Source organism: Flavobacterium sp. CG_23.5, from assembly GCF_017875765.1.
Classification (GTDB): domain Bacteria; phylum Bacteroidota; class Bacteroidia; order Flavobacteriales; family Flavobacteriaceae; genus Flavobacterium.
Window position 1 is genome coordinate 2,217,076 of sequence record NZ_JAGGNA010000001.1, and the last position, 25,727, is coordinate 2,242,802.

Annotated in this window: 21 protein-coding genes; 7 read left to right on the forward strand and 14 right to left on the reverse strand. The window is 33.9% G+C overall.

The window, feature by feature from the left end:
- Positions 1 to 306: 306 nt before the first annotated feature.
- The 3 genes from H4V97_RS09495 to H4V97_RS09505 all read left to right on the forward strand — a co-directional run bounded on the left by H4V97_RS09495 (position 307) and on the right by H4V97_RS09505 (position 2,326).
- On the forward strand, positions 307 to 819 hold the full coding sequence (locus H4V97_RS09495) for a hypothetical protein (protein ID WP_196851531.1): 513 nt from the start codon (positions 307 to 309) through the stop codon (positions 817 to 819).
- A gap of 232 nt (positions 820 to 1,051) precedes the next feature.
- Positions 1,052 to 1,651: a hypothetical protein gene (locus H4V97_RS09500; RefSeq protein WP_196851530.1), complete on the forward strand. Its 600-nt coding sequence runs from the start codon at positions 1,052 to 1,054 to the stop codon at positions 1,649 to 1,651.
- A 57-nt stretch (positions 1,652 to 1,708) separates the two neighbouring features.
- Positions 1,709 to 2,326: a hypothetical protein gene (locus H4V97_RS09505; RefSeq protein WP_209549565.1), complete on the forward strand. Its 618-nt coding sequence runs from the start codon at positions 1,709 to 1,711 to the stop codon at positions 2,324 to 2,326.
- A gap of 77 nt (positions 2,327 to 2,403) precedes the next feature.
- Here H4V97_RS09505 and dprA read toward each other — a convergent pair whose 3' ends face one another.
- Complete coding sequence (gene dprA / locus H4V97_RS09510; protein ID WP_209550294.1) at positions 2,404 to 3,504, reverse strand: DNA-processing protein DprA; 1,101 nt, start codon at positions 3,502 to 3,504, stop codon at positions 2,404 to 2,406.
- Positions 3,505 to 3,759: 255 nt separating this feature from the next.
- Here dprA and H4V97_RS09515 point away from each other — a divergent pair, with 255 nt between their 5' ends.
- Positions 3,760 to 4,707, forward strand: coding sequence for an SPOR domain-containing protein (locus tag H4V97_RS09515; RefSeq protein WP_209549566.1), 948 nt, complete (start codon positions 3,760 to 3,762; stop codon positions 4,705 to 4,707).
- A 792-nt stretch (positions 4,708 to 5,499) separates the two neighbouring features.
- Here the strand turns inward: H4V97_RS09515 and H4V97_RS09520 are convergent.
- From H4V97_RS09520 to H4V97_RS09550, 7 genes are all read right to left on the reverse strand, one after another.
- Positions 5,500 to 6,039: a hypothetical protein gene (locus H4V97_RS09520; RefSeq protein WP_196851526.1), complete on the reverse strand. Its 540-nt coding sequence runs from the start codon at positions 6,037 to 6,039 to the stop codon at positions 5,500 to 5,502.
- Positions 6,040 to 6,449: 410 nt separating this feature from the next.
- Positions 6,450 to 8,720 carry a helix-turn-helix domain-containing protein gene (locus tag H4V97_RS09525; RefSeq protein WP_209549567.1) on the reverse strand — a complete coding sequence of 757 codons (2,271 nt, stop codon included), beginning with the start codon at positions 8,718 to 8,720 and terminating at the stop codon, positions 6,450 to 6,452.
- Positions 8,721 to 9,017: 297 nt separating this feature from the next.
- Positions 9,018 to 9,623, reverse strand: a complete 606-nt coding sequence (locus H4V97_RS09530; RefSeq protein ID WP_231385505.1) for an OmpH family outer membrane protein — start codon at positions 9,621 to 9,623, stop codon at positions 9,018 to 9,020.
- Positions 9,624 to 9,869: 246 nt separating this feature from the next.
- On the reverse strand, positions 9,870 to 10,718 hold the full coding sequence (locus tag H4V97_RS09535; protein WP_209549568.1) for a class I SAM-dependent methyltransferase: 849 nt from the start codon (positions 10,716 to 10,718) through the stop codon (positions 9,870 to 9,872).
- Positions 10,719 to 10,963: 245 nt separating this feature from the next.
- A complete protein-coding gene (mnmG, locus tag H4V97_RS09540; protein ID WP_209549569.1) occupies positions 10,964 to 12,835 on the reverse strand; it encodes a tRNA uridine-5-carboxymethylaminomethyl(34) synthesis enzyme MnmG in 1,872 nt (623 codons plus the stop codon).
- Positions 12,836 to 13,003: 168 nt separating this feature from the next.
- Entirely contained in the window at positions 13,004 to 13,423 is a 420-nt protein-coding gene (ybeY, locus tag H4V97_RS09545; RefSeq protein ID WP_209549570.1) for an rRNA maturation RNase YbeY, read from the reverse strand.
- Positions 13,420 to 16,719: a DUF4175 family protein gene (locus H4V97_RS09550; protein ID WP_209549571.1), complete on the reverse strand. Its 3,300-nt coding sequence runs from the start codon at positions 16,717 to 16,719 to the stop codon at positions 13,420 to 13,422. The genes ybeY and H4V97_RS09550 overlap by 4 nt, the downstream gene beginning before the upstream one ends.
- Positions 16,720 to 16,880: 161 nt before the next feature.
- Between H4V97_RS09550 and gltX the strand changes: the two genes are divergently transcribed.
- A complete protein-coding gene (gene gltX / locus H4V97_RS09555; RefSeq protein WP_209549572.1) occupies positions 16,881 to 18,386 on the forward strand; it encodes a glutamate--tRNA ligase in 1,506 nt (501 codons plus the stop codon).
- A gap of 72 nt (positions 18,387 to 18,458) precedes the next feature.
- Here gltX and H4V97_RS09560 read toward each other — a convergent pair whose 3' ends face one another.
- Together H4V97_RS09560 and H4V97_RS09565 are read right to left on the reverse strand one after the other, a co-directional pair.
- A complete protein-coding gene (locus tag H4V97_RS09560) occupies positions 18,459 to 19,961 on the reverse strand; it encodes a hypothetical protein (protein WP_209549573.1) in 1,503 nt (500 codons plus the stop codon).
- Between the two features lie 115 nt (positions 19,962 to 20,076).
- Positions 20,077 to 20,718 (reverse strand): outer membrane beta-barrel protein, encoded by a 642-nt coding sequence (locus tag H4V97_RS09565; RefSeq protein WP_209549574.1) that lies wholly within the window; start codon positions 20,716 to 20,718, stop codon positions 20,077 to 20,079.
- 77 nt (positions 20,719 to 20,795) lie between these two features.
- Here H4V97_RS09565 and H4V97_RS09570 point away from each other — a divergent pair, with 77 nt between their 5' ends.
- Positions 20,796 to 21,794, forward strand: coding sequence for an SPFH domain-containing protein (locus H4V97_RS09570; protein ID WP_245345222.1), 999 nt, complete (start codon positions 20,796 to 20,798; stop codon positions 21,792 to 21,794).
- 19 nt (positions 21,795 to 21,813) lie between these two features.
- Here H4V97_RS09570 and H4V97_RS09575 read toward each other — a convergent pair whose 3' ends face one another.
- The 4 genes from H4V97_RS09575 to H4V97_RS09590 all read right to left on the reverse strand — a co-directional run bounded on the left by H4V97_RS09575 (position 21,814) and on the right by H4V97_RS09590 (position 25,243).
- Positions 21,814 to 22,110 (reverse strand): DUF6327 family protein, encoded by a 297-nt coding sequence (locus H4V97_RS09575; RefSeq protein WP_209549575.1) that lies wholly within the window; start codon positions 22,108 to 22,110, stop codon positions 21,814 to 21,816.
- A gap of 2 nt (positions 22,111 to 22,112) precedes the next feature.
- The gene (locus tag H4V97_RS09580; RefSeq protein ID WP_196851513.1) at positions 22,113 to 22,463 is read right to left on the reverse strand and encodes a phage holin family protein; all 351 of its coding nucleotides are present in this window, start codon (positions 22,461 to 22,463) and stop codon (positions 22,113 to 22,115) included.
- A 39-nt stretch (positions 22,464 to 22,502) separates the two neighbouring features.
- Positions 22,503 to 22,835 (reverse strand): YtxH domain-containing protein, encoded by a 333-nt coding sequence (locus tag H4V97_RS09585; protein WP_209549576.1) that lies wholly within the window; start codon positions 22,833 to 22,835, stop codon positions 22,503 to 22,505.
- A gap of 305 nt (positions 22,836 to 23,140) precedes the next feature.
- Complete coding sequence (locus H4V97_RS09590; RefSeq protein WP_209549577.1) at positions 23,141 to 25,243, reverse strand: glutamine--tRNA ligase/YqeY domain fusion protein; 2,103 nt, start codon at positions 25,241 to 25,243, stop codon at positions 23,141 to 23,143.
- A gap of 118 nt (positions 25,244 to 25,361) precedes the next feature.
- Here H4V97_RS09590 and folB point away from each other — a divergent pair, with 118 nt between their 5' ends.
- Positions 25,362 to 25,721, forward strand: coding sequence for a dihydroneopterin aldolase (folB, locus tag H4V97_RS09595; RefSeq protein ID WP_196851510.1), 360 nt, complete (start codon positions 25,362 to 25,364; stop codon positions 25,719 to 25,721).
- The last annotated feature ends 6 nt before the right edge of the window (positions 25,722 to 25,727 follow it).

The following is a 25,727-nucleotide window of genomic DNA, read 5'->3' on the forward strand; positions in this document are numbered from 1 at the left end:
CCACCGTGTAAAATTCAACTGATAACCCAGATATTTCTCTACATTCTATGATAAAAACAAGCGAAAATTACAATATTAGGTTATATAAATGTTGGTATTAAATTGAGAGTACTAGAATTTGGTATAAAACAAAGGAAATTAATTGAATTATTAGTGAATAAAGTAACTGGCAAAATTTGCTGTGTCTCAGTAAAAAATATTAAAAATAAATAATTATGGAAAAGATTTTGGAAGTAGTCGTAAGTTTAATACCTCGCCTAATGGAGGCGTTAAATCGATAAGAATTTGGATTTTAAATTAAAAAGTATGAAAAAGTTAATGTTTTCTCTGATTTTTCTATCAAATTTAATTTCTTATTCCCAAGAAATAAGAAATACAGATAGATTCTTTTTTAATAGTCAAAAATATAATTATTTACATTTTAGTTGGGGTCAGAGTAGCTACAGCAAACCATTTAAAATAATTGTCTGTTCTTCTAAAGATTTAAAAACTATAGAAACTAATTTAAGAATATGCCAAAAATTTAAATTAGAATATACAGATTATTATATTTTATCTCTAACAGATATCTCTACAAGCCACCAATGTATTAAGATAATTAAAGCTTTTCTGAATACAGTAGATAAAAAGCGAATAGGTGCAAATCTCTCAAGAGTAATAGTGAGAAAAAAAATGGAAGATAAAACTAATTCAAATCAGAAAATTGAATATTTTGTGGACGTTTCTAAAACTGCTTGCCTAAATGATGTTGAAGATTTATATATAAATGTTGAGCCTAAATCATTATGTAATGCTATTAGAGGTTTGACCCATTTCTAAAATTATTTAATAAACAACCCGACTGCTCCAATATTCACTAAATTTCTCTTATACGGATAGCGCATTCTATGATAAAAAACAAGAAAAAATGTAAAATTTAACAGGCAAATTTATGTGTATTTATGTAGGGAGTGCATCATATCTTCGAATAAAAGGAAGATATGATGCTGAAAGTAGTGGTCGTACTGTAAATGGACAAACCATAATAGGAAAACCTTGTAATTAAGATAATATGAAAAAAAATATTTATATAGTTAGTTTGTTGCTTATTATTTATGGCTGTTCTTCTGCAAATAAGGAAATTGCTCCTATAAATGCATATTTAAAAGAGGCCATAAAAACTAACGATACCATCGTCATTATTACAAACAAAATTAATAATAATTACACATTGAATTTGTGGAAGGATAGAGTAAATATTGATGTAAATCATAATAATTTAGAAAATAGTCTTGATGAAAATCCAAGAATTTATGAAGAGAAATATTGGAATGAAATGAATGAAAAATACCGAAATCATAATACTGATTCTTTGTGGTTGGGAAACTCACTATGGAAACAAAAAGATTTTAAAAATTTAAAAGTTAAAATGATGACCGAAAAGGTTTTTCCAAAACCCTATATATATAATGAATATATGGGTAAAATCCCAGAACGATCTGCTTTTTCATTCTCAGAGCCAATGATCTACAAAAAAATATATGCTGTTTTTGCAATTTCAGAAACAACAACAGGGCGACAATTTATAAATCCGAGGTCATTTGTAATTATGAAAAAGAAAAAAGGCGAATGGATATTCGTTAAAGAAATAACTGACGGGGCTTACTATTAAAACTGTAACAGCGGGAATATATCTATTTAGAACTACCCTGTAATTAAAATCTATATCATGAAAAACATAATAATATACTTATCGCTATGCATCGCCTCTACTAATTATTCGCAAACTAAAAGTACTTTAAAAAAAGATGAAAAAGAAAAGCTTGAAGCCATCAATGATTATTTTATAACAATTGTAAAAGATAGTAATAGAGTAGTATTCATTGCCCAAGAAAAACTCAATTCTAATTTAACATTAGAAATTTTTAAACAAAATTTCATTCAAGCTATTGATTTAAAAGGAAATATAGAACCGGACACACATTTATTTAACGAAAAAGACTGGAAAAAATTTAAAAAACAAAATCAGGATCCACCTATCCAAGATAATAGAATTTGGGATACCCATAAATATTGGGGCAAAAATGATTTTAGCCACAGTCAACTTATTTTTGAAAGTATGAACACAAAAACAGGGATAGAATTAATAATTGAGAAGTACGATAAATCAGATGTTTGTATATATAGTTTTTCTGAACCTATGTATTATCTAAACAAAAAACATCTAATTTTCACAAATTTAAAAATTTGCATATCAGGCGGAAGTAAATTTGTTGTTATTATGAAAAAAATAAAAGGCAAATGGATCCGAACCCATGAAGCTTTCAATCCAAATGAGACATATTAGAAGAATGAGTATTAAGAAGACTGCTAATTCGCAGATAATTTAAAAATCAGATAATTAGCAGTATTATTATGTTAAAATCATATAGCCTCAAACAATTTCCCCGGCAATGGCCTAATAACTCCTTTCAATTCCATATTCAACAGCATTCCTGAGATTTTATAAATAGGGAAATCACAACGCAAAGCGATAATATCCATCAATTCTTTGCCGGTTTTTAGAAGAAAATCATAGACTTTTTGTTCGTCATCGTCAAGAGAGACAAACAATTGTTTTTGCACGGGTTTCATTTCCTTTTCAAGATCCCAATTCAGGATATAAACCAAATCAGCAGCGCTGGTCAGCACATTTGCTTTCTGGGTTTTGATTAAGTTGTTACAGCCTTGACTGTACTTGTCGGTTACGCGTCCCGGAACGGCGAAAACATCGCGGTTGTAATCGTTGGCCATGTTGGCGGTAATTAACGATCCGCCTCTATCCGCTGATTCTATTACGATGGTTGCTTCGGTCATTCCTGCAACGATTCTGTTTCTTCGAACAAAATTTTCTTTATCGGGATTCGAGGAACTCCAAAACTCGGTCATAAAACCGCCGTTTTGCTCGACCTTGGCGACGTATTTTTTATGGGTTTTAGGATAAATTTGGTTCAAACCATGCGCCACCACTCCTATCGTTTGCAGATTATGTTCCATCGCCAATTGATGTGCCACGATATCAACGCCATAAGCAAATCCGCTTACGATTACCGGATCAAGCGGTGCCAAATCTTCAATCAGTTTTCGGCAGAACTCCATTCCGTAAGACGTGATTTGGCGCGTTCCCACAATACTGATTATCTTTTTATTTTTTAAATTGATATTCCCCGATGTAAACAACAAAACGGGACCATCGATGCAATGTTTTAAGCGCTCCGGATAATTCTCATCCTGAAAATAGGCCACATTAATATCGTTCGCTTTTATAAACTCCAGCTCCTGACTGGCTTTTGTGAAAACAGATTGGTCTTTTAGATTTTTTAGTAAAATCGAACCAACGCCATCGATAGCGGCAAGCTGTGACGCTTTGGCTTTGAAAACCGCTTCGGCGCTTCCCAAATGAGTCAATAGTTTTTTGGCCATAATATCGCCAACTCCTTCTACCCTTTGCAACGCCAATAAATGAAATAAATCCTGTTCTAACATAGCTGAAAATTGTTCGTCTTTTATATTTTTAAATGTAATTTCATTGAATACTGGCAATACAAAACGTCGGTTCGAGTGTTTTTTGTGAAATGAAATGGAATAAAAAAATGTATCGAGAACTCTTTCCTGATAATTTCTCATTTATTAATTCCGAATAACTGTTTGAAATTGAAATGTATAAAATTTAAAGCAGATTGTTAATAAAAATTGTGAATAAAATTTTGATAACTATATTCGTTGTATAACTTTGTTACTATGAAAATCGAACCTTACATCGCGCAGCTTTTATACCGTTATCAATGTGTAACCGTTCCAGGTTTCGGAGCTTTTTTAACCGAAATTCAATCGGCTCAACTGAATGAAAGCTCGAATTCGTTTTCTCCTCCAAAGAAAATGATTTCTTTCAATGCCAATTTGAAGAACAATGATGGTTTATTAGCCAATCATATTGCCCAAGCAGAAAAAACATCTTATGAATATGCCGTTAGCGCCATTCAGTATGAAGTTTTTCTTTGGAAAAAAGCATTGGAAGAAAACGCCATTTTCTCGATAAAAAATGTAGGTGATTTTTGCCTGAACGCCGATGCTAATTTAGTATTTACTCCATATGATCAAACCAATTATTTGACAAATTCATTTGGTTTAAGTCCGTTTGTTTCGCCACTTGTGAAAAGAGAAATCTTCGAACAAAAAATTGAAGCAATCGAGGAAAATCAAACCATTGCTTTGATTCCAGAGGAAGCAAGAAGAATGAATCCATATTTAAAATATGCTGCCATTTTTGTACTGGGATTAGGATTAACAGCAGGTGTTGGCTATCCAATTTACCAAAATCAAATCACAACTCAAACTACGCTTGTTGAAACGGCCGTTCAAAAACAGGTTCAGAATAAAATACAAGAAGCTACTTTTTTTATCGAAACTCCAATTCCCGCTGTAACGCTATCCGTTAAATCAGCTACGGAAGTAAAAATGTCGTATCATATCATGGCAGGCGTTTATAGAGAAGAAAAAAATGCACAAAAAACATTTAATCAATTAACTCGCTTAGGATACAAAGCCCGCCGAATCGCTCCTAACAGACACGGATTATTCCCTGTCCTTTACGGAAGTTATGCCACTATTGCAGAAGCCGAAAAAGCAAAACAGGAAATTCAGAAAAAACACAATCCGGAAGCTTGGATCTTAATCCAATCGCTATAAAATAAAAATCCTTACGGTTTAGACTACCCCCAAAAAGCAAAAAGCTATTTGGGGGTATTTTTTTAGGAGCAATCTCCAGCTATCCGCTATATCTCTTGTGCCCGCCGCTGCGCGCAAAAGAGGATGCCGCCTCTATCTGGGCTAGGTATTCGAATAACAAGTACCTCCGACATACCAAATAAGCCTTTTTTAAGCGGTTTAATGCGTGATTGTTTTATAAACACACAAGAAGTCGACCAAAGGTAAATTGTGTGTCGTAAACCTTGATTTATTGTAATTAATTTTTATTCTTGGTGTTGCTGCAAATGTTGTACAAAGTTTGTGAGATAGGATATCCTAATCTGGTGCTCGTTTGCAACGAGTACCTACTTTTTTTTTAGCACTAAACAAAGCGTTTGAAACGCGGCTCATTTACCACAATGGTTCAACATTTACATTATAAAAAATAGTATTGTCTTCTTCATAATTGCTATAACTGCTATTTACATAATCGCGCTAATCTGGTGCTCGTTTGCAACGAGTACCTACTTTCTTTTTAGCACTAAACAAAGCGTTTGCAACGCGGCTCATTTACCACGATGGTTCAACATTTACATTACAAAAAATAGTATTGTCCTTTTCATAATTTCTATAACTACAATTTACATAATCGCGTTGCAAACGCTACGTTTTGTCTTTTCAATTTAAGTAGGTACTCGACGCAGTCAAGCACCAGAGCAGAGGAATCTAGTGTTAGAAAGAAAACCATTAAAAAACGCTGTTTGAAAAATTTTCAAACAGCGTTTTAATTTTTTAAAACTTCCTACCTATTCCTAAAGAAAAATTCCAAAAACTAAAATTATCTATCGTTTTATGATAGCCACCGTCTAAGGCAATAAGAAAATTTTTACCTGTTTTATAATCTAGATGTAAACCAGGGAATATGCCAGCGGTATAACTATAACCGTCAACATTTTTAACTTCAAACCAACTATATGAATAAATGACATTATTTTTATCGACCTGAATCGATGAAAGTCGAAATAATTTGTCTTTATATGCAATAATTCCCAACCCCATGTTGCAGGATAGGTTTATTTTTCTATTCTTGTAAATGGAATAATGAATTTTAGCTCCTATTTCATGGTTTTTCACATAATCCCATTCGGTGTCTTCAAAAATTGTCTCAGGATTCCCAGTTAATATAAATCGATCCAATTCTTTTTCATTGCCATAAAAACTGGGAAAGTAATCGTTTTGAGAATATAAAAAATAATATTCCATGGACCACTTTTCGTTTCTTTGTCTGTGGTAACTGACTGAAATATTGAAATTTCTTTGATTTTCTTTCATATTCGGATAAATGCTTAGTCCTGAATTTACAAAGAATTTGTTTTTTTCTTGCGCAAAAGATATAAGACTGAAAAAACAGAATGGTATATAAAATATTTTTTTCATTGTATTTATTAAAATAGAGTGCTTCCGAACGGTTTTAAATTAATCATTATGATAGATTGTCGGTAACCGTACATATATTTCAGATAAAGTAAGACCAAACCAATATGTGAAAATAGGTCTCACTTCCATCATACCTTATTTACATTCAAATATATAATAAATATCTTACTATTGTTAATTAAAAACCCAAACAATCTCCGTAGCCCCGATAGCAGTGGAAATCCTTTTCTTTTTTTCTTTAAAAAAGAAAAGATTGCAACGCATAGCGGGAGGATTCGTTCTTAAAAACCATGAACACACTGCTCCTAATTCAAACTCGCCTTGAACATTCTCAATTCGTCCCAAGTATATTTGTCGCCAAATTGCTCTTTCATGCCGTTCAGCGATTCTTCTTTGTAATGCTTGAAGGCTTGGCTCAATTCCTTGATTTTGTCCTGTGGCAGTATGTCTTGGACGCTTACTTTCTTGGATTGGATCAGTTTGACCAAATGGCTTTCTATAGTTTGGGTGGTTAATTTCCTGATATTTGCAATATCCTGAATCGAATTTTTGCCAATCCACAAGTCGTAGGTTTCCTCCACGGTCGATTTCTTGGGTGCTTTCTTGGTCGCTTTTTTAGACGTATAGCGTTCCAAGTCGGCTTCGTCTTCAATCAAAGTGACATGTGTTTTCTTAAATTGGTTTTGAATCGCTTCAGTTTTTCTAGTGATGTATTTCTTTATTTCGTCAGAGGTTAGTTTTTCCTTCGAAATGGTTTCACCGGCAACCACGGTTTCAATCAAAAGCTTGGCTTTCATCAATCGCAAAACGGCTTTAGTCTGCAATTCTTCGAGCACAATCAGTTCCTCATAATAAGTCTTACTTTTTTTCTCTCGCTTCACTTCTTCGAGTTTCCAGAGAATTTCAAAAACCATCTCGTCCAATGGCTTTAAGAAATAGTTGAAAGCGGCTTGAATCCTGTCGGAAACATGGATTAAATCCACGGTTTCGTTATTGAAGATTTTGTTGAGCTGCGCCATGAATTTCTGGGAGGGATCCAAAAGGGAATCGATGGCTTCCATTTGGTTTGTTGCCCAGCGCGCATGTTTCGATTTGGCTGAATTTTCAGACTTATCCCCATAGCTGTACTTGTGATTGCGCCATTCCTGTGCTAAATCAGCCCAGTTAAAACTGTGCATCAAATAGTTATGGATGAAATTCTTGGTTTCAAAATGCAGTGAATTTTTCAATAATTCTTCCGAAGCCTTGTTTAAAGAGTAATCCATGACATCCTGGTCGTTAGAAATCACGTTCATACGCAACGGAGATAGCAAAATAAGCCCTTCTAACGAGCGTAAACGCGATAATGCCACATACGCTTGTCCCGGCATAAAAACCTGCGAAACATCGATCGCAGCCTTGTCAAAAGTTAATCCCTGGCTTTTATGCACCGTAATCGCCCAAGCCAATTTTATTGGATAATGTACAAAAGTCCCTAAAACCTCTTCTTCAATTTCCTTTGTGGCGGGATCAATTTTATAGCGGATATTTTGCCATTCGTATTTTTCGACTTCTATGGTTTTGTCTTCTTCCGGAAAATGAACCAGAATCTCCTGGCTCGAAAGGGATTTTATGATTCCCATTTTTCCGTTGAAATAGTTTTTATCGAAGGATAGATCGTTTTTCACAAACATTACTTGTGCGCCCAGTTTTAATTGTAAGCGTTCCTCAATCGGGAAAATCTTCTCGGGAAAATCGCCCACGATATCCGGCTTGTAGGTTATCAACTCCCCTTTTAAATCTTCCAAAGCTTGTGCGTTCATAGCATCGGCCTTGGCATTGTGGGTGGTAAGTGTGATATAGCCTTTGTTATTTTTTAAATCAAAATCAGGTTTTACGTATTTGTTCAGCGCCTGAACATCGGCTGCGGTGATTTGGTTGTTCCGTAAATTATTCAAAACCGAGATGAACTCCGTGTCGGTTTGGCGGTATATTGTGGATAACTCAATATATAAAGGCGGATTTTGCTGAACAGCATGCGAATGGAAAAAGAATTTTCCTTTGTAATAATTGCGCAGCGTTCTCCATTCCTCATCCCGAATCACCGGTGGCAATTGCAATAAATCACCGATAAACAAAACCTGCACTCCGCCAAAAGGAGTTGCGTTCTTTCGCACCGTTTGCATCATATAATCCATTGCATCCAGCAAATCAGCGCGCAGCATACTCACTTCGTCGATCACCAACAATTCCATATTGCGAATCACCGATTTCTTCAATCCACTCATTTTAAAATGCCGGCGCAAGGTATCTTTCGACTCAAATTTTACCGTATCCGTGAATTGGGAATCGACATTAAAGGCAGGAATAAATCCTCCAAACGGCAACTGAAACATCGAGTGAATCGTAACACCTCCTGCATTTAAAGCCGCTATTCCCGTGGGCGCCACGACAACTGTGTTCTTGTGCGTGGTTGCTATGATTTCCTTTAAAAGCGTGGTCTTCCCGGTTCCTGCTTTACCGGTAAGAAATACCGATCGATGTGTTTGATTAATAAATTGTAAGGTGTAAGCAGCGGCTTCAGAGATTGTTTGCATTTGGCGTGTATAGAGATAGCTAAAATATTGAAAATAGGAATAGTATTTTCATTTTTGGAAAACAATTTTAATTTTAAATCCGGTCGTTTTTAGCCCCGATTGAAATGGAAATCCTTGACAGTTGAAAAGCGATTTTTTCTAAACAGAAAAGAGCGACCGCAGGAAGCTCCTTTTATGGTTAAGAAAAAACGCTTTACGACTGAGAGATTGAAATGAAAAGCGGGATAAAGCTCCAAAAAAAAGCCTTCATTCTAAAATTTAGATGAAGGCCGTTTTTTGAATTAATATATAAAAAAATTATTTTTTAACTTCTTCCTTTGATTCAGGAGATTTGTATTTATCGTTTAAAGCTTTTACAATCACTTTAGTAATATCGTATTTATCTTCAGCATATAAAACAGAGGCAGCGTCACCAGTACCGTAGATATACGAATATCCGTTTTCTTTACCGTAGGTTTTGATGAATTTTTTAACACCGCTAACTAAAGAATCCATTTCTTTACCGCTTTCTTGTTGCAATTCTTGAGCCAATGCTTGTTGCGCTTGACCTAATTGTTGCTCTCTTTTTTGTAATTCAGCTCCTTTTTGTTGTGCCCACGCTTGTCCATTTGCTTGTGCTTGACTTTGAAAATTAGCAGCATCTTGCTTAAATCTTGAAATTTCAGCGTCCAGTTGTCTTCCTTTCTCTTCTGATTTTGCTTTATATTTAGCTTCAAGGTCTTTTGCTTCGGTATATTCTTTCATTAACACTGAAGTATCCACATAAGCTGTTTTTACTTCCTTTACTTGTGGCGCTGGTTTATTACAAGATAGTATTGTAATTGAAAGTGCGATAATTACTAATGCTTTATTACTCATATTTTTAATATTTCTTTTTTGGTATTCGTGAATCTTCGATTTCATTTGATGAATTTCTAATTTTTTATGTATGCGTGACAAAAATATAAAAAAATAAGTAGCATTGACATAAAGTTTGAAAAATACACATTTATTTATGATATCAGTTTTTGTTATTGTAAAGGAATTATTGATAATTTAAGGTTATAGCAATCGAATCCAATAGCTTTTAAATGAGCAGCTTTTTTAAAAAAGACAATATTCAGCTTGGTTTTAGTCTAAATCAGCGCTTAAATGCTTTTAAAATAGATTTTAGTTGTTTTTTATGATGTAAATATGCGAAGAATACTCAAAATCCTTCTTTGCTCTCCAATTGGATTGTAATCCGACGAAAAAGGCTTTTATAAAATTCATTTTCCCTGTTTTGTATTTTTCTGAAAGCAATGCCACGTAAAAAGAATCAAACTTCATAGGAAGCACTTTTACCAGTTTCATTTTTTCTTTTTCGAAAAGAGATTGGATAGCGGTTTTGGAAAAATGCCAAAAATGAATGGGCACATCATAAGCAGCCCAAAATTTCCCGTAATGTTTTGCATCGAAAGATTTGAAATTTGGAACCGCAATAATTAAAGTCCCGTTTGGTTTTAATAATCGTTTCAGTTCTTTTATTTGTTCGTCTAAATTCGGAACGTGTTCCAGAACATGCCACATCGAAATAACATCAAAAGAGTTATTTTCCAATTCAGTTGTTTTTTCGACAAAAGAAACGCCTTTGTTTTTTGCAATCGCTTTTGCTTTATCACTTGGCTCCACTCCTATTGTCTGCCAACCGTTTTGTTTTGCCACCGATAAAAAATCTCCAGTTCCTGCTCCAATATCCAAAATCCTGCCTTTATCAGATTGCAGTGAATTTATTAAATTGAGTTTGTTTTTTAAAGCTATGCTTTTTACGAAATGATATGCTTTTTCAAACAACGACCGTTTGCTGTCCGTATGCGAAATATAATCTACGCTTTCGTAATACTTTCCTAAAGCATCTAAACTGGGTTGCGGAGAGGTAACCAACATGTCCAACTCTTCGTCATGATATAAATCAAATGTTTCTTTGGAAACGGAATAATCTTTAACGGTTAAAAAATGTTTTTTGTTTGAAATGTCCATATTGTTAGTTTTCAGTTTTCAGTCGCAGTTTGCAGCTAAATCCCTTTATGTATATTGTTTTTGTTTTTATACTAAACCCCGAAAGCACTTTTAAATACTTTCAGGGTTGAAATTTTTTATTTTGGAATTATCCAATAATAGCAAGGCTTCACAAGATAGTTTCACGTGGAACAAAATTAGTGTTCGGTGTTCAGTATTTAGTATTCAGATACGATGATCACTGAAAACTGATCACTGAAAACTCCTTAACGTCCCATATATATCAATAAAACCGAAACATCACTTGGCGACACCCCACTAATTCGTGAAGCTTGAGAAATAGTTACCGGTCGAATCTTGCTTAATTTTTGTTTGGCTTCAATTGACATCGATTTGATTTTATTGTAATCGAAATTTTCAGGAATTTTCACATCTTCTAAACGCAATAATTTATTAGCGTTGTTTCTTTCTTTTTCGATGTAACCGGAATACTTCACTTGGATTTCGGCTTGCTCTAATATTTCCTGATCCACATCGTTTTCCGAAATATACGTTGCCACCTTTTCAAATTTCATTATATCTTCTAAATCAATTTGCGGACGAGAAAACACTTTAAACATTTTATCTCCTTGCGAAATCAACGCTGTGTCTTTTGATTCCAAAATAGGATTTGCTTCCGCTACAGAAACACTTGTTTCTTTGAAGAAAGCTACCATTTTTTCAGATTGATTTAGTTTGTGTTCCATTCTGCGCAAACGCTTCTCGGAAGCCAAACCAATTTCATGCGACATTGGTGTTAATCTGAAATCGGCATTATCCTGACGAAGTAACGTTCTGTATTCCGCACGAGAAGTAAACATTCTGTATGGCTCTTCCGTTCCTTTGGTAATTAAGTCATCTATCAAAACTCCGATATACGCTTCATCTCTTTTTAAAATCATAGGTGCTTTTTCATGCACTTTTAAATGCGCATTAATACCAGCCATTAATCCTTGAGAAGCCGCTTCTTCATATCCTGTAGTTCCATTTATTTGTCCTGCGAAATACAAACCTTCAACAAGTTTGGTTTCTAAGGTATGCTTCAATTGTGTCGGAGGAAAATAATCATATTCGATTGCATAACCCGGACGGAAAAATTTCACTTTCTCAAATCCCACAACGGAGCGCAACGCTTTAAATTGAATATCCTCCGGAAGTGAAGTAGAAAAACCATTTACATAAACCTCGCACGTATTCCACCCTTCTGGCTCCACAAATAATTGATGTCTTTCTTTATCGGCAAAACGATTAATTTTATCTTCAATAGACGGACAATAACGTGGTCCGATACTTTTTATTCTACCATTAAACATTGGCGAACGATCAAAACCTTCTCTCAAAATATCATGAACATCAAGAGAAGTGTACGTCATGTGACAAGACCTTTGATGAATCAATGGCGAAGTAATATCCGAATACGAAAACTTATCTGGCTTAGCGTCACCTTTTTCTTCATTCATTTTAGAATAATCCAAAGAACGCCCATCGACTCTTGGCGGCGTTCCTGTTTTCATTCTTCCTGCTTGAAAACCTGCATTCACTAAATCTTCGGTGATGCCGTAAGCAGCGCTCTCGCCTGCTCTTCCTCCGCCGAATTGTTTTTCTCCAATATGAATCAATCCATTTAAGAAAGTTCCATTGGTCAACACAACCGATTTAGCTTTTATTTCCACTCCAAGCGAAGTGCGAATTCCTTTTATCTTTCCGTTTTCTATAATCAATCCTTTCACCATTTCCTGATAAAAATCAAGATTTGGCGTTCCTTCTAACATCATACGCCACTCTTCTGCAAAACGCATACGGTCACTTTGAACCCTTGGCGACCACATTGCAGGGCCTTTTGACTTGTTCAGCATCTTGAATTGAATCGCCGTCCTATCGGAAACAATTCCAGAATACCCGCCCAGAGCATCAATCTCGCGGACGATCTGCCCTTTGGCAATCCCCCCCATCGCAGGATTACAGGACATTTGCGCAATGTTTTGCAAACTCATTGTCACCAACAAAGTTTTGGAACCCAAATTCGCAGCCGCCGCCGCCGCTTCAGAACCGGCGTGACCCGCACCAACAACAATTACATCATATTCTTCTTGAAACATCTTTTTATTAATTTGTCCCGAGAAACTCAGGATTAAGATTCAAGCGGAATTTAAACCGCTCAAAACTTGATTTTATTTATTGTTCCACGTGAAACATTTTAAAACGATTCAAAACATTATATTGCATGTTCCACGTGAAACAATACTGTTTTAAATTTCAAAATTCACTTACTGTTCCACGTGGAACAGTGCGATTTTTTCATCTTCTTTAGAACGCATCAACAGTTCCTCCGCTTCGCCTTTGTCCTTATATCCGCAATAATGCAGAACGCCATGAACCAAAACACGCTTCAGTTCTTCTTCAAAAACAACGTTGAAATCTTTAGCATTGTCCTTAACTCTTTCGACAGAAACAAAAATATCCCCGCTTAACTCATTCCCCATCGTGTAATCAAAACTAATGATGTCTGTTAATGTGTCGTGATTGAGATATTCTAAGTTGATTTTATGTAAATATTCGTCGTCGCAAAAGATATAGTTTATCTCTCCTTCTTTCTTCTTTTCTGACACAATCACATTAGACAACCAGGCAGCAATTGCTTCTTCGTTTTCTAAATTAAAGTCAGTTTCGTAATTAAAATTGATCATTTTTTATTGAAATATTCTTGAACCTTTTGATTAAAATTCGACCGCAAAGGTAAGGATTGTCTATTTAATATTTCGATGCTATTCAAATAATCTAATAAAGCCGCAGGCAATGCATTAGATTGATTCGTAAACTCCTTTTTGTTGGTTTCTGATTCTCGTTTATTTTCCTGTCCTTGCTGCTGAATTGCCGTGTTTAATTTCAACAATTCTTGTTTTACATTAAGGATTTTTTGAAGCGTTTCGTTTTTAAATCCTTTGTTTAAAAGTTGTTTTTCTATATGTTTCATTTGCTCTAAAGCACTCTGTCCATTTCCACCCAATCCCTGTTTGTTTAATTCGTTTTGCAACGCTTCACGCAATTGCTTTTGTTCTTTATAAATTTCCATAATAGATTTAGCATCTCCTTCACCGTCTTCGCCGTTATCTCCATTTTGTCCAGAACCCTTTTTCCCTTTTTCTCCATCTCCTGGCTTCTGTCCTTCCCCAGGCTTCTTCCCTTTCTCCATTCCCGCTTTCATCTTCTCACCAAGACCTTCCTGCTTTTTAATGATATCCGGCAATTGCATTCCCTGACCTTGACCAGGTTTGGGTTTTCCCGAGCCCATTCCAGACAATGACATTTGCATGTTGGCTAACGTTTCACTCAACATATCGGCAAGTTTATTGGCTGCTGAAATAGCGTACTGTTGATGGGATAACCCCTTGGGGATTTGAGATTCCGTCAAAGTCTCTAACGACTTGTCAATATTATACTGAACGTTTCCAATTTCCTTAGTCACGTCATCGGCTATTTTTGGGTTTCGCAACGACATAGCAAACAAACTGTCGTCAACATGCTTGAACTCCTGCTTAAGATTTTGTTGGATTTTAATGTTCTTATTAAACGAAGGCGATCCTGTTTTGAGTCCTTTGAATTGAAGCATTACATCCTCCTGAGACAATGAATAAGCCAATAAATTATCTAAAATTTGTCTCAGCATTTTTACATCTTCCTCTAGTTGTTCCTTTTCTGCACCTTCCATGCTTTGTTCCATTTTCATAGACATCTCTTTCATTTTCTTAGAAGCACTTTTTTGTTTTGGTTTTGCTTTAGCTTGATTTTGCTTTTGCAATTCCTCCGCAGCCTTCTTCAAATCTTCATCAATACTTTTTTCTTTCTCGGCATCTTTTGGAATATCCATTGGAGATTTAAGCGTAGCGTTTTCCTTTTCCAAATCTTTTAAGTCTTCTTCAATTTTGTCAAAAGCGTCGTTGATATCTTTTTGATTCTCTTGTTTGTTTTCCTTTTCGTTATCCGATAATTTATCTTGTTTCTCAGAAAGCTTGTCTAACTTATCGGCGATTTGTTCCGCCTTTTTATCTACATAATAGCGCTTAGTCAGTTCCACTAATTGTGCTAGATTCTTAGTTTGGTTTTTACTGTTTTGTTTGAACTTTTCTAATTTATCAAGCAAGTCCTCATTCTTAATTTTATCATTTAAAGATTTAAGTTCATCCAATAGTTTCTGGTTTTTCTCTAAATCTTTATCGGCTTTATCCAAACGTTTTTGCAAATCTTCTTTTAGTTCGTCCTTTTTATCCGTTTTAAATTTATCCAGATTATCTTTCATTTTCTCTGCAAATTCCTTCATCATTTCATCCTGCTGTTTTTGACGCTGAATAAAATCATCTACTTTTTGCTGATCATTGAATTCCAAATTTGATTTTTCTTTTCCGCTCTTTTGAATTTTTTCAATAGCAGAAATTTGTTTATCCTGATTCTTCAAGGACTTTTCTAAACTGTTGATATTGTCGTTCTGTTGTTTCAAAACCTGATCTTCCTTCTCTTCCTCTGTGGCAACACGATTCGAGAAGACAGAAGATTTGGTGCTTTTAAAACGATGAATGGCATCATTATCATAAACCTCAAAATAGTAATCATACGACTTCCCTTGAACCACAGGAAGATTTCCTGGAAAAGTAAAAACAAATTGATCATATACTCCGGACTTCACAACAATTGTTCCACGTTTGGCGGTTTGTGGCCTCTCTCTTTCATAATATACCACTTGCAGTTTAGACAATCCATAATCGTCAGAAATTTGACCCAATACATAATTTTTCTCCACCTTCAAACTGTCAGGAGCATTACTGACTTTGATCGTTGGGAACTGGTCTTTGATTATTGAAAGCTGATAATCCAACTTTTCATAGTTTTTTACTTTATTATTAGAGGTAAGGATTTGATATTCTGTGTTTTGCAAGATACTTCTAGATAAAGTAAAGTTGTTTTCTGCTTTCGCAAAAGAAAAAACGGATGATGCATCTTTCCAAACCACATTTTGAGTCGCTTGCGTGCTCATTTTCCAAGTAACTCTGGTTCCTTCGGGAATAATAGCATTCCCCGTTCCTTTGATAAATTCCGATCTTCTATTCAAATACGACGGAAAGTTTAATATCATTTCAAAATTAGAAATAGATGGCACTGTTATTACTTTCAATTCATAATCCTCCGAAGATATTCCATTGGCCTCCACGTGAAACATTACGTCTTTTGAAGGTTTCGAAATCTTAAATTGGAAATCACCTGATTTAGTAGTTTCCATAAAATAACTTTCATCGTCTATAAAAATCGTAGCATTTTCTGGAACAACTTTCCCTTCCGTTTTTACATGCAGAATAAAGTCTTTATTTTGTTCGGTTTGCAGATTGCTGTTTAATAGTATGAATTGAAATGGTGCCGGAGGTAAAAATGGCGAATTGAAATGCACTACTCTATTCAAACTTTGGGAAATTATTCTACTGTTACCCGACAAATAAAAAACAGCTAAAACCAAAACAGGAAGTAACGCCAAAGGCAAAAACCTTTTGTTCTGATTTAAATTAATCGCGTTTCCAAAAGGAATTGGCTGTAAGGTTTTCGCTTTCTGTTCTATCGACGCTAATAGCAATTCGGATTGATTCGCATCATTTGACAATTGTAAAAAATTAGTCAGCTTATCGTTTACTTCGGCAAAATGATTTCCGATAATGGTTGATGCCTGTTTGTAGTCAATTCCTTTTTGGAGTTTGAACAATTTAAAGATTGGAAACAAAATAAATCGGAACATCAGGAAAACTTCAATAGCAACAAAGGTCCAAAACAAAAACCGTCGTCCCATTGGCTTAAGCCAAAGAAAATACTCTACAAAAAGCGTGAACAAAAAATACAACAACCCTAAACCGATAAAGAATAATATTCCCCGAATCAGTTCATTGGTATAATACTTTTTGATAAAAGCCTCCAATTTTTGAAAAATAACATTTCCTGTTTCCAAAATTTCTAACTTATTTGTAATAACCAATAAAAGTACTAATTTTTAATTAGAAAATTTACCAATGAGAAAATTAGAAAACGGAGAAATTGTCGGAATTATTGGATTACAAACATTTACTCATTGTCTAATTAGAGTTGTATCTTTGCAAAAAATCAACAATAATGTCTAAACAAGTTCGGGTGCGTTTTGCACCAAGTCCAACTGGACCTTTACATATTGGCGGAGTTCGTACCGCCTTATTCAATTATTTGTTTGCCAAAAAAAATAATGGTGTGTTCTTCCTGAGAATTGAGGATACGGATCAAAACCGTTATGTTCCAGGTGCCGAAGAATATATCATGCAAGCACTGGAATGGCTGGGAATTGCACCAGACGAAACGATTGGAAAGAATGAGAAATTTGGTCCTTATCGTCAAAGCGAAAGAAAACATTTGTACAAAGAATATGCGGATCAATTAATCAATTCCGGTAATGCGTATTATGCGTTTGATACTGCTGAGTCTTTGGACGCACAAAGAAAACTAGAAGAAGAACAAGGAAATACCTTTATATACAATCATCACAACAGAGAAAAACTAGATACTTCTTTGGTTATTTCTGCTGAAGAAACGGCTAAAAGAATCGCTAACGGAGAACATTATGTAATCCGTTTTAAAACTCCGGTAAACGAAACATTACATATGCATGACATCATTCGTGGTGACGTAAAATTTGAAACAAATCTTTTGGATGATAAAGTGTTGTTTAAAAGCGATGGAATGCCAACGTATCATTTAGCCAATATTGTGGATGATCATTTAATGGAAACTACCCATGTGATTCGTGGTGAAGAATGGTTGCCATCGATGCCTTTACACGTTTTATTATACAGCGCTTTTGGTTGGGAAGCGCCACAATTTGCCCATTTACCATTGATTATGAAACCTGTCGGTAACGGAAAATTATCAAAAAGAGATGGTGACAAAATGGGATTCCCTGTATTTCCATTAGATTGGAAAACCGAAGAAGGCGTTTCATCTGGTTATAGAGAAAAAGGATTTTTCCCCGAAGCAGTTATCAACTTCCTGGCATTATTAGGATGGAACGACGGTACGGAAAAAGAATTATATACGCTTGAAGAATTAGTTCAAGCTTTTGATTTGAGCAGAGTTCATAAAGCCGGAGCTAAATTTGATCCGGAAAAAAACAAATGGTTCAATCATCAATATTTGGTAAAACAGAAAGATGAAGATTTGGCGAAAGCCTTCGCTCCTATTTTGATTGAAAAAGGTTTCAACGTTTCTGAAAAAATAGTTACAAAAGTAGTTTCCTTAATCAAAGAACGCGCACATTTTGTTTCAGAATTTTGGGAACTATGTGATTTCTTTTTTGTGGCTCCAACATCGTATGATGAAAAAGCAAGCAAAAACTGGAAAACAGAAACACCAGCATTAATGCAGGAATTAATCTCTGTTGTGGAGGAAATAACGGATTTTACGTCCATGAATATCGAAACCATCGTAAAAGACTGGATGACGAAAAACGAAATTGGAATGGGAAAAGTAATGCAACCCTTTCGTTTGAGTCTGGTTGGCGCGCTGAAAGGCCCTCACCTATATGATATTGTTGAAGTAATTGGAAAAGACGAAACGATTAAGAGAATCCAAAACGCAATTGCTACCTTATAAAAACAAAAAGAATAAAAAAAAGCTTCCAGCCTTTTGAAGGCTGGAAGCTTTAAATTAGAACCATTTTTACGCTTAGGCTTTAAAGAAAGTTACTTTATAATACTTTTCATTATCAGATTCCATTAACCAAATTCCTTTGTCAGAAATAATAGTATTAAAAAATAATTTGTTTTTTGAATCTATATTTTTCAAATAATCTGCTACTTTTTTGTTTGTATCGATAGCTACTAAACCATCATAATCGAATACTTTGTTTTTATATCCTTCATATTGATAAAAAGAAAGCAAGAAAGCCCTGTAGTCTCCTTTAAATGTATATATCTTATCTTCTTTATAAGAAATCTTATTTTTATTTAAAATTTTCCCCGTCATTTTATCCAAATAACCATAATGAACATAGTCAAAAGTATTATCCGTTCCAGTTTGAAAAAGTAGATTGTCATTATACATTGAAAGTTTTGAAAACAAACCCACTAAATAAAATTTATGGTTAAATTCTTTTACATCATCAATTTTATTAATTGATTCCCATATTTTTTTTCCTGTTTTATCAAACTTAAAAATATAGTACCCAGATGGCGAATTCATATCATTTAATTCTTCTGCTTTAATACCAAACAAACCATAGATATAAACATCTCCAGTTTTAAAATCCTCACAAAAATTATTAATTGATAAATCATCCATAAAAATAGATGCTGAATTTGTAGCAGTTCTTTTAATATTAATATAAGAAGGATCATTAGGGTTATTAGGAAATGTAAATGGCAATCCCTGCACACTTCCTTTGAATCCTCCGTCATTTGAAGAATAAATTAAAAAACTATCTTGTAAATTAACGGTGAAAGACTTTTCATTAAGTTTCTTCCCTTCCATATTATAATTTGTTCTATATAAAATAGTTGTTTTATAATCTTTAGAAATAGATTTGGTAATAATTTCAAACTTTTCATTATCAACAATATTTGCAACAAACCCTAAATCTACATCTGCCTTTATAAACCCATCTCCTATTAACCTGTTTATCTCCGGCTTTTCAATACTTATTCTCTTATTATTTTTTGTGAAGATATCAGTTACATCTAATAAAAGTTGATCTTTTTTAAAATTAATACTGTTTTTGAATTTTTCATCAGTAAACCCTAATTCATATTTATCGTTAAAAAATTGAGGCCTAAATACTCTATGATTACTGTTTCTTTGATCTGAAAAATTTAATGAAGGAGTTTCTTTGCCATCAACAACATATTTGTATGTTTTAGCACCTGAAAATTTTGTGAAATCAACTAATTGAAATGTATTTTCGGTGATTGAAAATGTAGATTCCGCGGTTTCAAAATTATCAGCTAAAATTTCTTTTTTTCCATTACTATCATAACTACTAATGTTATTTATCCTTCTGTTAATAGACATAGAAACATATCCACCCTTTTCAATAACAATTTTGTCGCTTTTTGTTAGATAATGGTATCGCATTGGAGTGTTGTCCTTTTCAAATTTTTCCTCTACAATCGTGGTTTGAGCATTCATATAAATGCTAGAAAGTAATACAAAATAAAAAAGTGGCTTCTTCATAAATAATTTTAGTTTTTAAGTTAAAAATAGAAATCACTCAAATGTAAAACATTTGAGTGATTTCTATTTTGATTTTTCCTGATATTTTAATAAAATTTTTCCTATAAGTGTAAATTTATAAATACAGAATAAGCTTTCCGTTAATGATTCCGGGATTTCCTTTGAAATTTACCCCTAAGTTTTTGCTGTTCAGGTTTTCCAGCATATTGTTTAAACCATATTGATACGAAACATTTGCCCGAAAATGACGAACCCCAAAAGTAACTCCAACCGTGGGATAGAAATTAAATTTAGAAATATCAACAATATCTTTGGCCAACAATGTGGTTCCAGAAATGATGTTGTTTTCATTTTCAGCATCAATATTAAATTTTCCATTCACTTGTACTATTGGACCAAACTCCACACTCAAATGATTTTCTATAAATTTATAACTCAACTGCAGCGATATTTGTGCTGATGGCAATTTATAATTGACCTCTTTATTTGATAAAAAAGGACTTTTAGTAGCGACCTTAAAATTGTTTTCGCTGAACTGCAAGGCATAAACCATATCCCAATCATTATAGAAGTTCCCTCTTATGGAAAGCCCAGCGTTCCAACCCATATCTGGCGTGGAATGAAAGTTATTAGTGTTCATTGTGAATTGGTTTACGCCAAAAGTAATTCCAATTCGATTCGAATCCCGATAATTATATTGGGCAACAACAGCCACTGAAAGGAGAATAAAAACAGTAGTTAAACCTATCTTTTTCATGTTTTAAAATTTAATCAGCGCAAACCTAAAGTTTTTTTGTAATTTAACACTAACTTTTTAATTAAATTATTAATACTATGAACATTACGTTAATTATCTTCCTTGTCTTTGGATTATTTATCTTACTTTCTTCCTTTTTTACTGTCAAACAACAAACCTCAGTCATTATTGAACGTTTCGGAAAATTTTTAAGTGTCAGACAATCGGGACTACAACTGAAAATTCCTTTAATTGATCGAATTGCCGGACGCGTTAATCTGAAAATTCAGCAATTAGATGTTATCATCGAAACCAAAACGAAAGACAATGTTTTTGTAAAACTAAAAGTTTCGGTGCAATTTATGGTCATCAAAGAAACCGTATATGATGCTTTTTACAAACTCGAATATCCGCATGATCAAATTACTTCTTATGTATTTGATGTAGTTCGCGCCGAAGTTCCAAAATTAAAACTGGATGATGTTTTTGAAAGAAAAGACGACATTGCCATTGCTGTAAAAAGAGAATTGAATGAAGCAATGACCACTTATGGATATACCATAATCAATACATTGGTTACTGATATTGACCCTGATATTCAAGTAAAAAATGCAATGAACAGAATTAATGCAGCAGATAGAGAAAAAACGGTAGCAGAATTTGAAGCAGAAGCATCCAGAATTAGAATTGTGGCTAAAGCCAAAGCAGAAGCAGAAAGCAAACGTTTACAAGGACAGGGAATTGCGGATCAACGCCGCGAGATTGCAAGAGGTTTAGTAGAAAGTGTAGATGTATTAAACAAAGTTGGGATAAACTCTCAGGAGGCTTCGGCGCTTATTGTTGTAACTCAACATTATGATACTTTACAGGCTATTGGCGCAGACGCCAACTCTAATTTAATATTACTACCTAATTCTCCTCAAGCCGGTAGTGACATGCTGAATAATATGGTCGCTTCTTTTAGCGCGTCTAATCAAGTGGGCGAAATGATGAAAAATAAGAATAAAAAGAGAAAACCAAAAGCAGATGAACATGATCCTGGTTTTAAAGCTCCTCTCCCACCACAGCCGCCGGAAACACCCGAAATAGAAGAATAAAAAACATAAAAAAAAGAGGCTATTTGCCTCTTTTTAATTTTGATACCCATTTAGATATAAATGGAATTGCTTTTGAAACAAACGGAACCGCTTTGGCAACATATGGAATTGCCAAACTGACTAATGGTCCATAGGACCCTGAGAAAGCATTTAAAGATGAACCTATAACCCCACTAACAATGTTTTTGGGCGTAAAGCTTTCCTTGGTTTTTTTAATCCCGAAGACTAATTTTTGATAACTGATTTCTTTTTCAATTCTCAAAATCTCCAGTTCTCTGTCGATTTGAGCGTAGGATGAGTATTTTTTAGTTTCCATAATTAGTCGTTAAAAAAGATTTCTGAAAAGTTCTCCAATACTGATCCTTCAAAAAATTTATCCCTAATGGTAAATAAAAGTCCTGTAATGACTAAATATATTCCTCCTACGATTAAAAATCCAATCGGATAACTATCCATGTATTTCCCAATCGCTAATGCTCCGGCAATAGAACAAAATAATAATACGATGCCAAAACAAATAAAAATCAAGGTCAATTTAAGAATCATGGTGGTTGATTTCATCGCCACCTTAAAACCCCATAATTTATAATAAGCCACATTGCTTTCCAAGAAAGATTGCATCTGTTCTTGGATATGCTCTGTGTTTTCTTTTAATTCTTCAAAAGCCATAAATATATTTTTTAATATAATTAATAATGGTAACTAATATTATTTTTGAAGCTTAGCATTTTGCTCTTTCAAATCAGCTAATTTTTGCTCTAAAAATGAAATTACATCTTCCGCTTTATGACTCACATTTGAAATCATATCATCATAAGTGTCTTGTAAATTATTTTGTTTGAAAAGAGAAATTTTATTTTTCAACTCATCAGATGCATTATCATATTTGAGTTTCAAATTATTTTTGGCATCATCATACCCATCATTAATTTTTTCTCTAGTTCTGGAACCTTTGTCTGGTGCATATAAAATTCCTAAACCCGCTCCAATAGCTAAACCAGTTACTAAACCCATCAATGTACTTCCAGCTTTATTCGACATAATTTTCAATTTTTATAGTTAATAACCTAAAGTTACGCATTCTATTAACATAGCGTTGTTAACAAGCCGTTAAATTGCTTTTGATTAGTCTAAAAAAGCAAATAAAGCGCCTCATTGAATAAAAAATCAACGAACATAAAAGAAGTCATAAAACTTAAAAAGTCGTTTTAAATTCAATTTATATACGTTGTTTTTGATTGATAAATTTTATGTTTTTTATAATTTTAATAACGAATTACTATAATAACAAAAAGCGTCCTGTTAAGGCGCTTTCGATTGAAAAAATCTATATGGTTAAGCGAGTGTTATATTTTTAAATCATTTAATAAATGTAAAACTTTCTCGTTTTTCTCACCACTTTTCATTTCTATAAGTTGCGCTTCGAAATGCGTATAGTTATTCAAATCATTTTGTAAATTTTGAATAGCTAAAATTCTAACGGCAGTCATTTGACTTTTTAAAGACATTGTATATAATTTAGTCAATGACTCTTCTTCAATGTCTTTAATCTTAACTTTATCAGAATAGTGCAAAATCAAATTAGAAAACAACAAGGAGTTATTATCATTTTTAATATTCTTAACAATAGTTTGAATAATTAAACTGTAATTATCAATACTTTTTATGTTTTCAATAATAGAATTTAAAATCAAAACCGCATTATTCTCGTCCTTTTCCTTCACATATTTATTGATTTCTTTTTGGGTATTCATCAATAAATTTTCTTCTTTCTTGCCTTTTTCTTCCCAGGCATCTTTCAATCCAACGGTTTTATTAAAGACAATTTTACCTTCGGATGTGTCTTTATCGACATTAAAATAACCCAAACGTTGAAACTGGAATTTTTCATCTGATTTTACGTCAGATAAACTTGGTTCCACAAATCCTTTTACAATTTGCAAAGAACTAGGATTCATAAAATCTAAGAAATTTTTCTCCTTATGACTGTCCGGCGCTTCATCAATAAATAAACGATCATACAAACGAACTTCTGCTTCCAAAGCATGTTTTATAGAAACCCAATGTAAGGTTCCAGCAACTTTTCTTTGACTGGCTTCACTCCCACTTCCGCTTCTACTGTCTTCATCATACGTCACATGAATTTCAGTGATATTTCCTGCAGCATCTTTAACAACGCTTTCGCCTTTAATGATATAGGCATTTTTTAGTCGCACTTCTCTCCCTAAACTCAATCGGAAAAATTTAGCCGGCGCCTCTTCTAAAAAGTCTTCTCTTTCAATGTATAATTCTCTTGAAAAAGGGACTTTTCTGAAACCCGCGTTTTCATCTTCCTGATTATTTTCGGCTTCCAACCATTCTTCTTTTGCTTCCGGGTAATTAGTGATAATCAATATTATCGGATCCAAAACTGCCATAACTCTGAGAGCCGTTTTGTTTAAATCTTCACGCAAACAAAATTCCAAAAGTGAAACATCTATGACATTTTCTCTTTTGGCAACTCCGATAATATCACAAAATTTACGAATAGAAGCAGCGGTATACCCTCTTCTTCTCAAGCCGGAAATCGTAGGCATTCTTGGGTCATCCCAACCGTTTACTATATTTTCCTGAACTAATTGCAATAATTTACGTTTACTCATTACGGTGTAATTCAAGTTCAAACGCGCAAATTCATATTGATGTGGTTTTACTTTTGAATCATCATAAATTTGGTCTAAAAACCAATTGTATAATTCTCTATGCATCACAAATTCCAACGTACAAATAGAATGCGAAATTTGTTCGATGTAATCACTTTCGCCATGTGCATAATCATACATCGGATAGATTTTCCAATCGTTTCCGGTTCGGTGATGATGGCGGTGTAAAATTCGATACATCAATGGATCACGCATCAACATATTAGTTGATTTCATATCAATTTTAGCACGTAAAACATGACTTCCTTCGGGGAAATCACCGTTTTTCATTCCTTCAAATAAACTAAGATTTTCTTCTACAGAACGGTTTCTATAAGGTCCATCAACACCAGGTTGTGTAGGCGTTCCTTTTTGGATAGCCATATCCTCAGAGGATTGACTATCAATATACGCTTTACCATTTTTAATCATGGCAACAGCCCAATCATATAATTGCTGAAAATAATCAGAAGAATACAATTCTTCAGTCCAATCAAAACCCAACCATTTCAAATCTTCTTTGATAGCGTCTACGTATTCCTGCTCTTCTTTGGCTGGATTAGTATCATCAAAACGCAAGTTTACTGGCGCATTATATTTTAATCCTAAACCAAAATTCAAGCAGATCGATTTGGCATGGCCAATATGTAAATAACCATTAGGTTCCGGTGGAAAACGAAAACGCAATTTATCTTGAGGAAAACCGCTTGATAAACTGTCTTCAATAATTTGTTCTATAAAATGGAGCGATTTTTCTTCGGTTGACATATTTTTTCTTAATTTTAGCAAAGATAAAAAAGTTTAAGGTTTAATGTTTAATGTTTCCATAGAAACCTATGAAAAGTTAGCAATTCCGCTTTAAATTTTAAACAAAAAAATTAAATTAATGGGATTTATAAAATTAAAAAACATCAGAACTTACTCTTATCATGGTTGTTTGCTGGAAGAGAGTAAAATAGGTTCCGATTACAGAGTAGATTTAAAAATAAAAACAGATTTACGGAAATCGTCCTTTTCAGATGATCTGAATGAAACGGTGGATTATGTGCATTTAAATCGAATTGTGGAAGAAGAAATGGCTATTCGATCTAACTTGCTGGAACATGCGGCACAACGTATTATGACAAGAATTTTCAAAGAACTACCATCGGTTTCTAAGGTAATTTTACAAGTATCAAAATTAAATCCTCCTATGGGCGGTGATGTTGAAGCAGTTACTGTAGAGTTAGAAGAAGATAGAAACTAAGTTAAT

Excerpts from the sequence above, each read along its gene's own strand:
- H4V97_RS09495 (WP_196851531.1), top strand. The coding sequence starts at position 307 with ATGAAAAAGTTAATGTTTTCTCTGATTTTTCTATCAAATTTAATTTCT.
- H4V97_RS09500 (WP_196851530.1), top strand. The coding sequence starts at position 1,052 with ATGAAAAAAAATATTTATATAGTTAGTTTGTTGCTTATTATTTATGGC.
- H4V97_RS09505 (WP_209549565.1), top strand. The coding sequence starts at position 1,709 with ATGAAAAACATAATAATATACTTATCGCTATGCATCGCCTCTACTAAT.
- dprA (WP_209550294.1), bottom strand. The coding sequence starts at position 3,504 with ATGTTAGAACAGGATTTATTTCATTTATTGGCGTTGCAAAGGGTAGAA.
- H4V97_RS09515 (WP_209549566.1), top strand. The coding sequence starts at position 3,760 with ATGAAAATCGAACCTTACATCGCGCAGCTTTTATACCGTTATCAATGT.
- H4V97_RS09520 (WP_196851526.1), bottom strand. The coding sequence starts at position 6,039 with ATGAAAGAAAATCAAAGAAATTTCAATATTTCAGTCAGTTACCACAGA.
- H4V97_RS09525 (WP_209549567.1), bottom strand. The coding sequence starts at position 8,720 with ATGCAAACAATCTCTGAAGCCGCTGCTTACACCTTACAATTTATTAAT.
- H4V97_RS09530 (WP_231385505.1), bottom strand. The coding sequence starts at position 9,623 with ATGAAATCGAAGATTCACGAATACCAAAAAAGAAATATTAAAAATATG.
- H4V97_RS09535 (WP_209549568.1), bottom strand. The coding sequence starts at position 10,718 with ATGGACATTTCAAACAAAAAACATTTTTTAACCGTTAAAGATTATTCC.
- mnmG (WP_209549569.1), bottom strand. The coding sequence starts at position 12,835 with ATGTTTCAAGAAGAATATGATGTAATTGTTGTTGGTGCGGGTCACGCC.
- ybeY (WP_209549570.1), bottom strand. The coding sequence starts at position 13,423 with ATGATCAATTTTAATTACGAAACTGACTTTAATTTAGAAAACGAAGAA.
- gltX (WP_209549572.1), top strand. The coding sequence starts at position 16,881 with ATGTCTAAACAAGTTCGGGTGCGTTTTGCACCAAGTCCAACTGGACCT.
- H4V97_RS09560 (WP_209549573.1), bottom strand. The coding sequence starts at position 19,961 with ATGAAGAAGCCACTTTTTTATTTTGTATTACTTTCTAGCATTTATATG.
- H4V97_RS09565 (WP_209549574.1), bottom strand. The coding sequence starts at position 20,718 with ATGAAAAAGATAGGTTTAACTACTGTTTTTATTCTCCTTTCAGTGGCT.
- H4V97_RS09570 (WP_245345222.1), top strand. The coding sequence starts at position 20,796 with ATGAACATTACGTTAATTATCTTCCTTGTCTTTGGATTATTTATCTTA.
- H4V97_RS09575 (WP_209549575.1), bottom strand. The coding sequence starts at position 22,110 with ATGGAAACTAAAAAATACTCATCCTACGCTCAAATCGACAGAGAACTG.
- H4V97_RS09580 (WP_196851513.1), bottom strand. The coding sequence starts at position 22,463 with ATGGCTTTTGAAGAATTAAAAGAAAACACAGAGCATATCCAAGAACAG.
- H4V97_RS09585 (WP_209549576.1), bottom strand. The coding sequence starts at position 22,835 with ATGTCGAATAAAGCTGGAAGTACATTGATGGGTTTAGTAACTGGTTTA.
- H4V97_RS09590 (WP_209549577.1), bottom strand. The coding sequence starts at position 25,243 with ATGTCAACCGAAGAAAAATCGCTCCATTTTATAGAACAAATTATTGAA.
- folB (WP_196851510.1), top strand. The coding sequence starts at position 25,362 with ATGGGATTTATAAAATTAAAAAACATCAGAACTTACTCTTATCATGGT.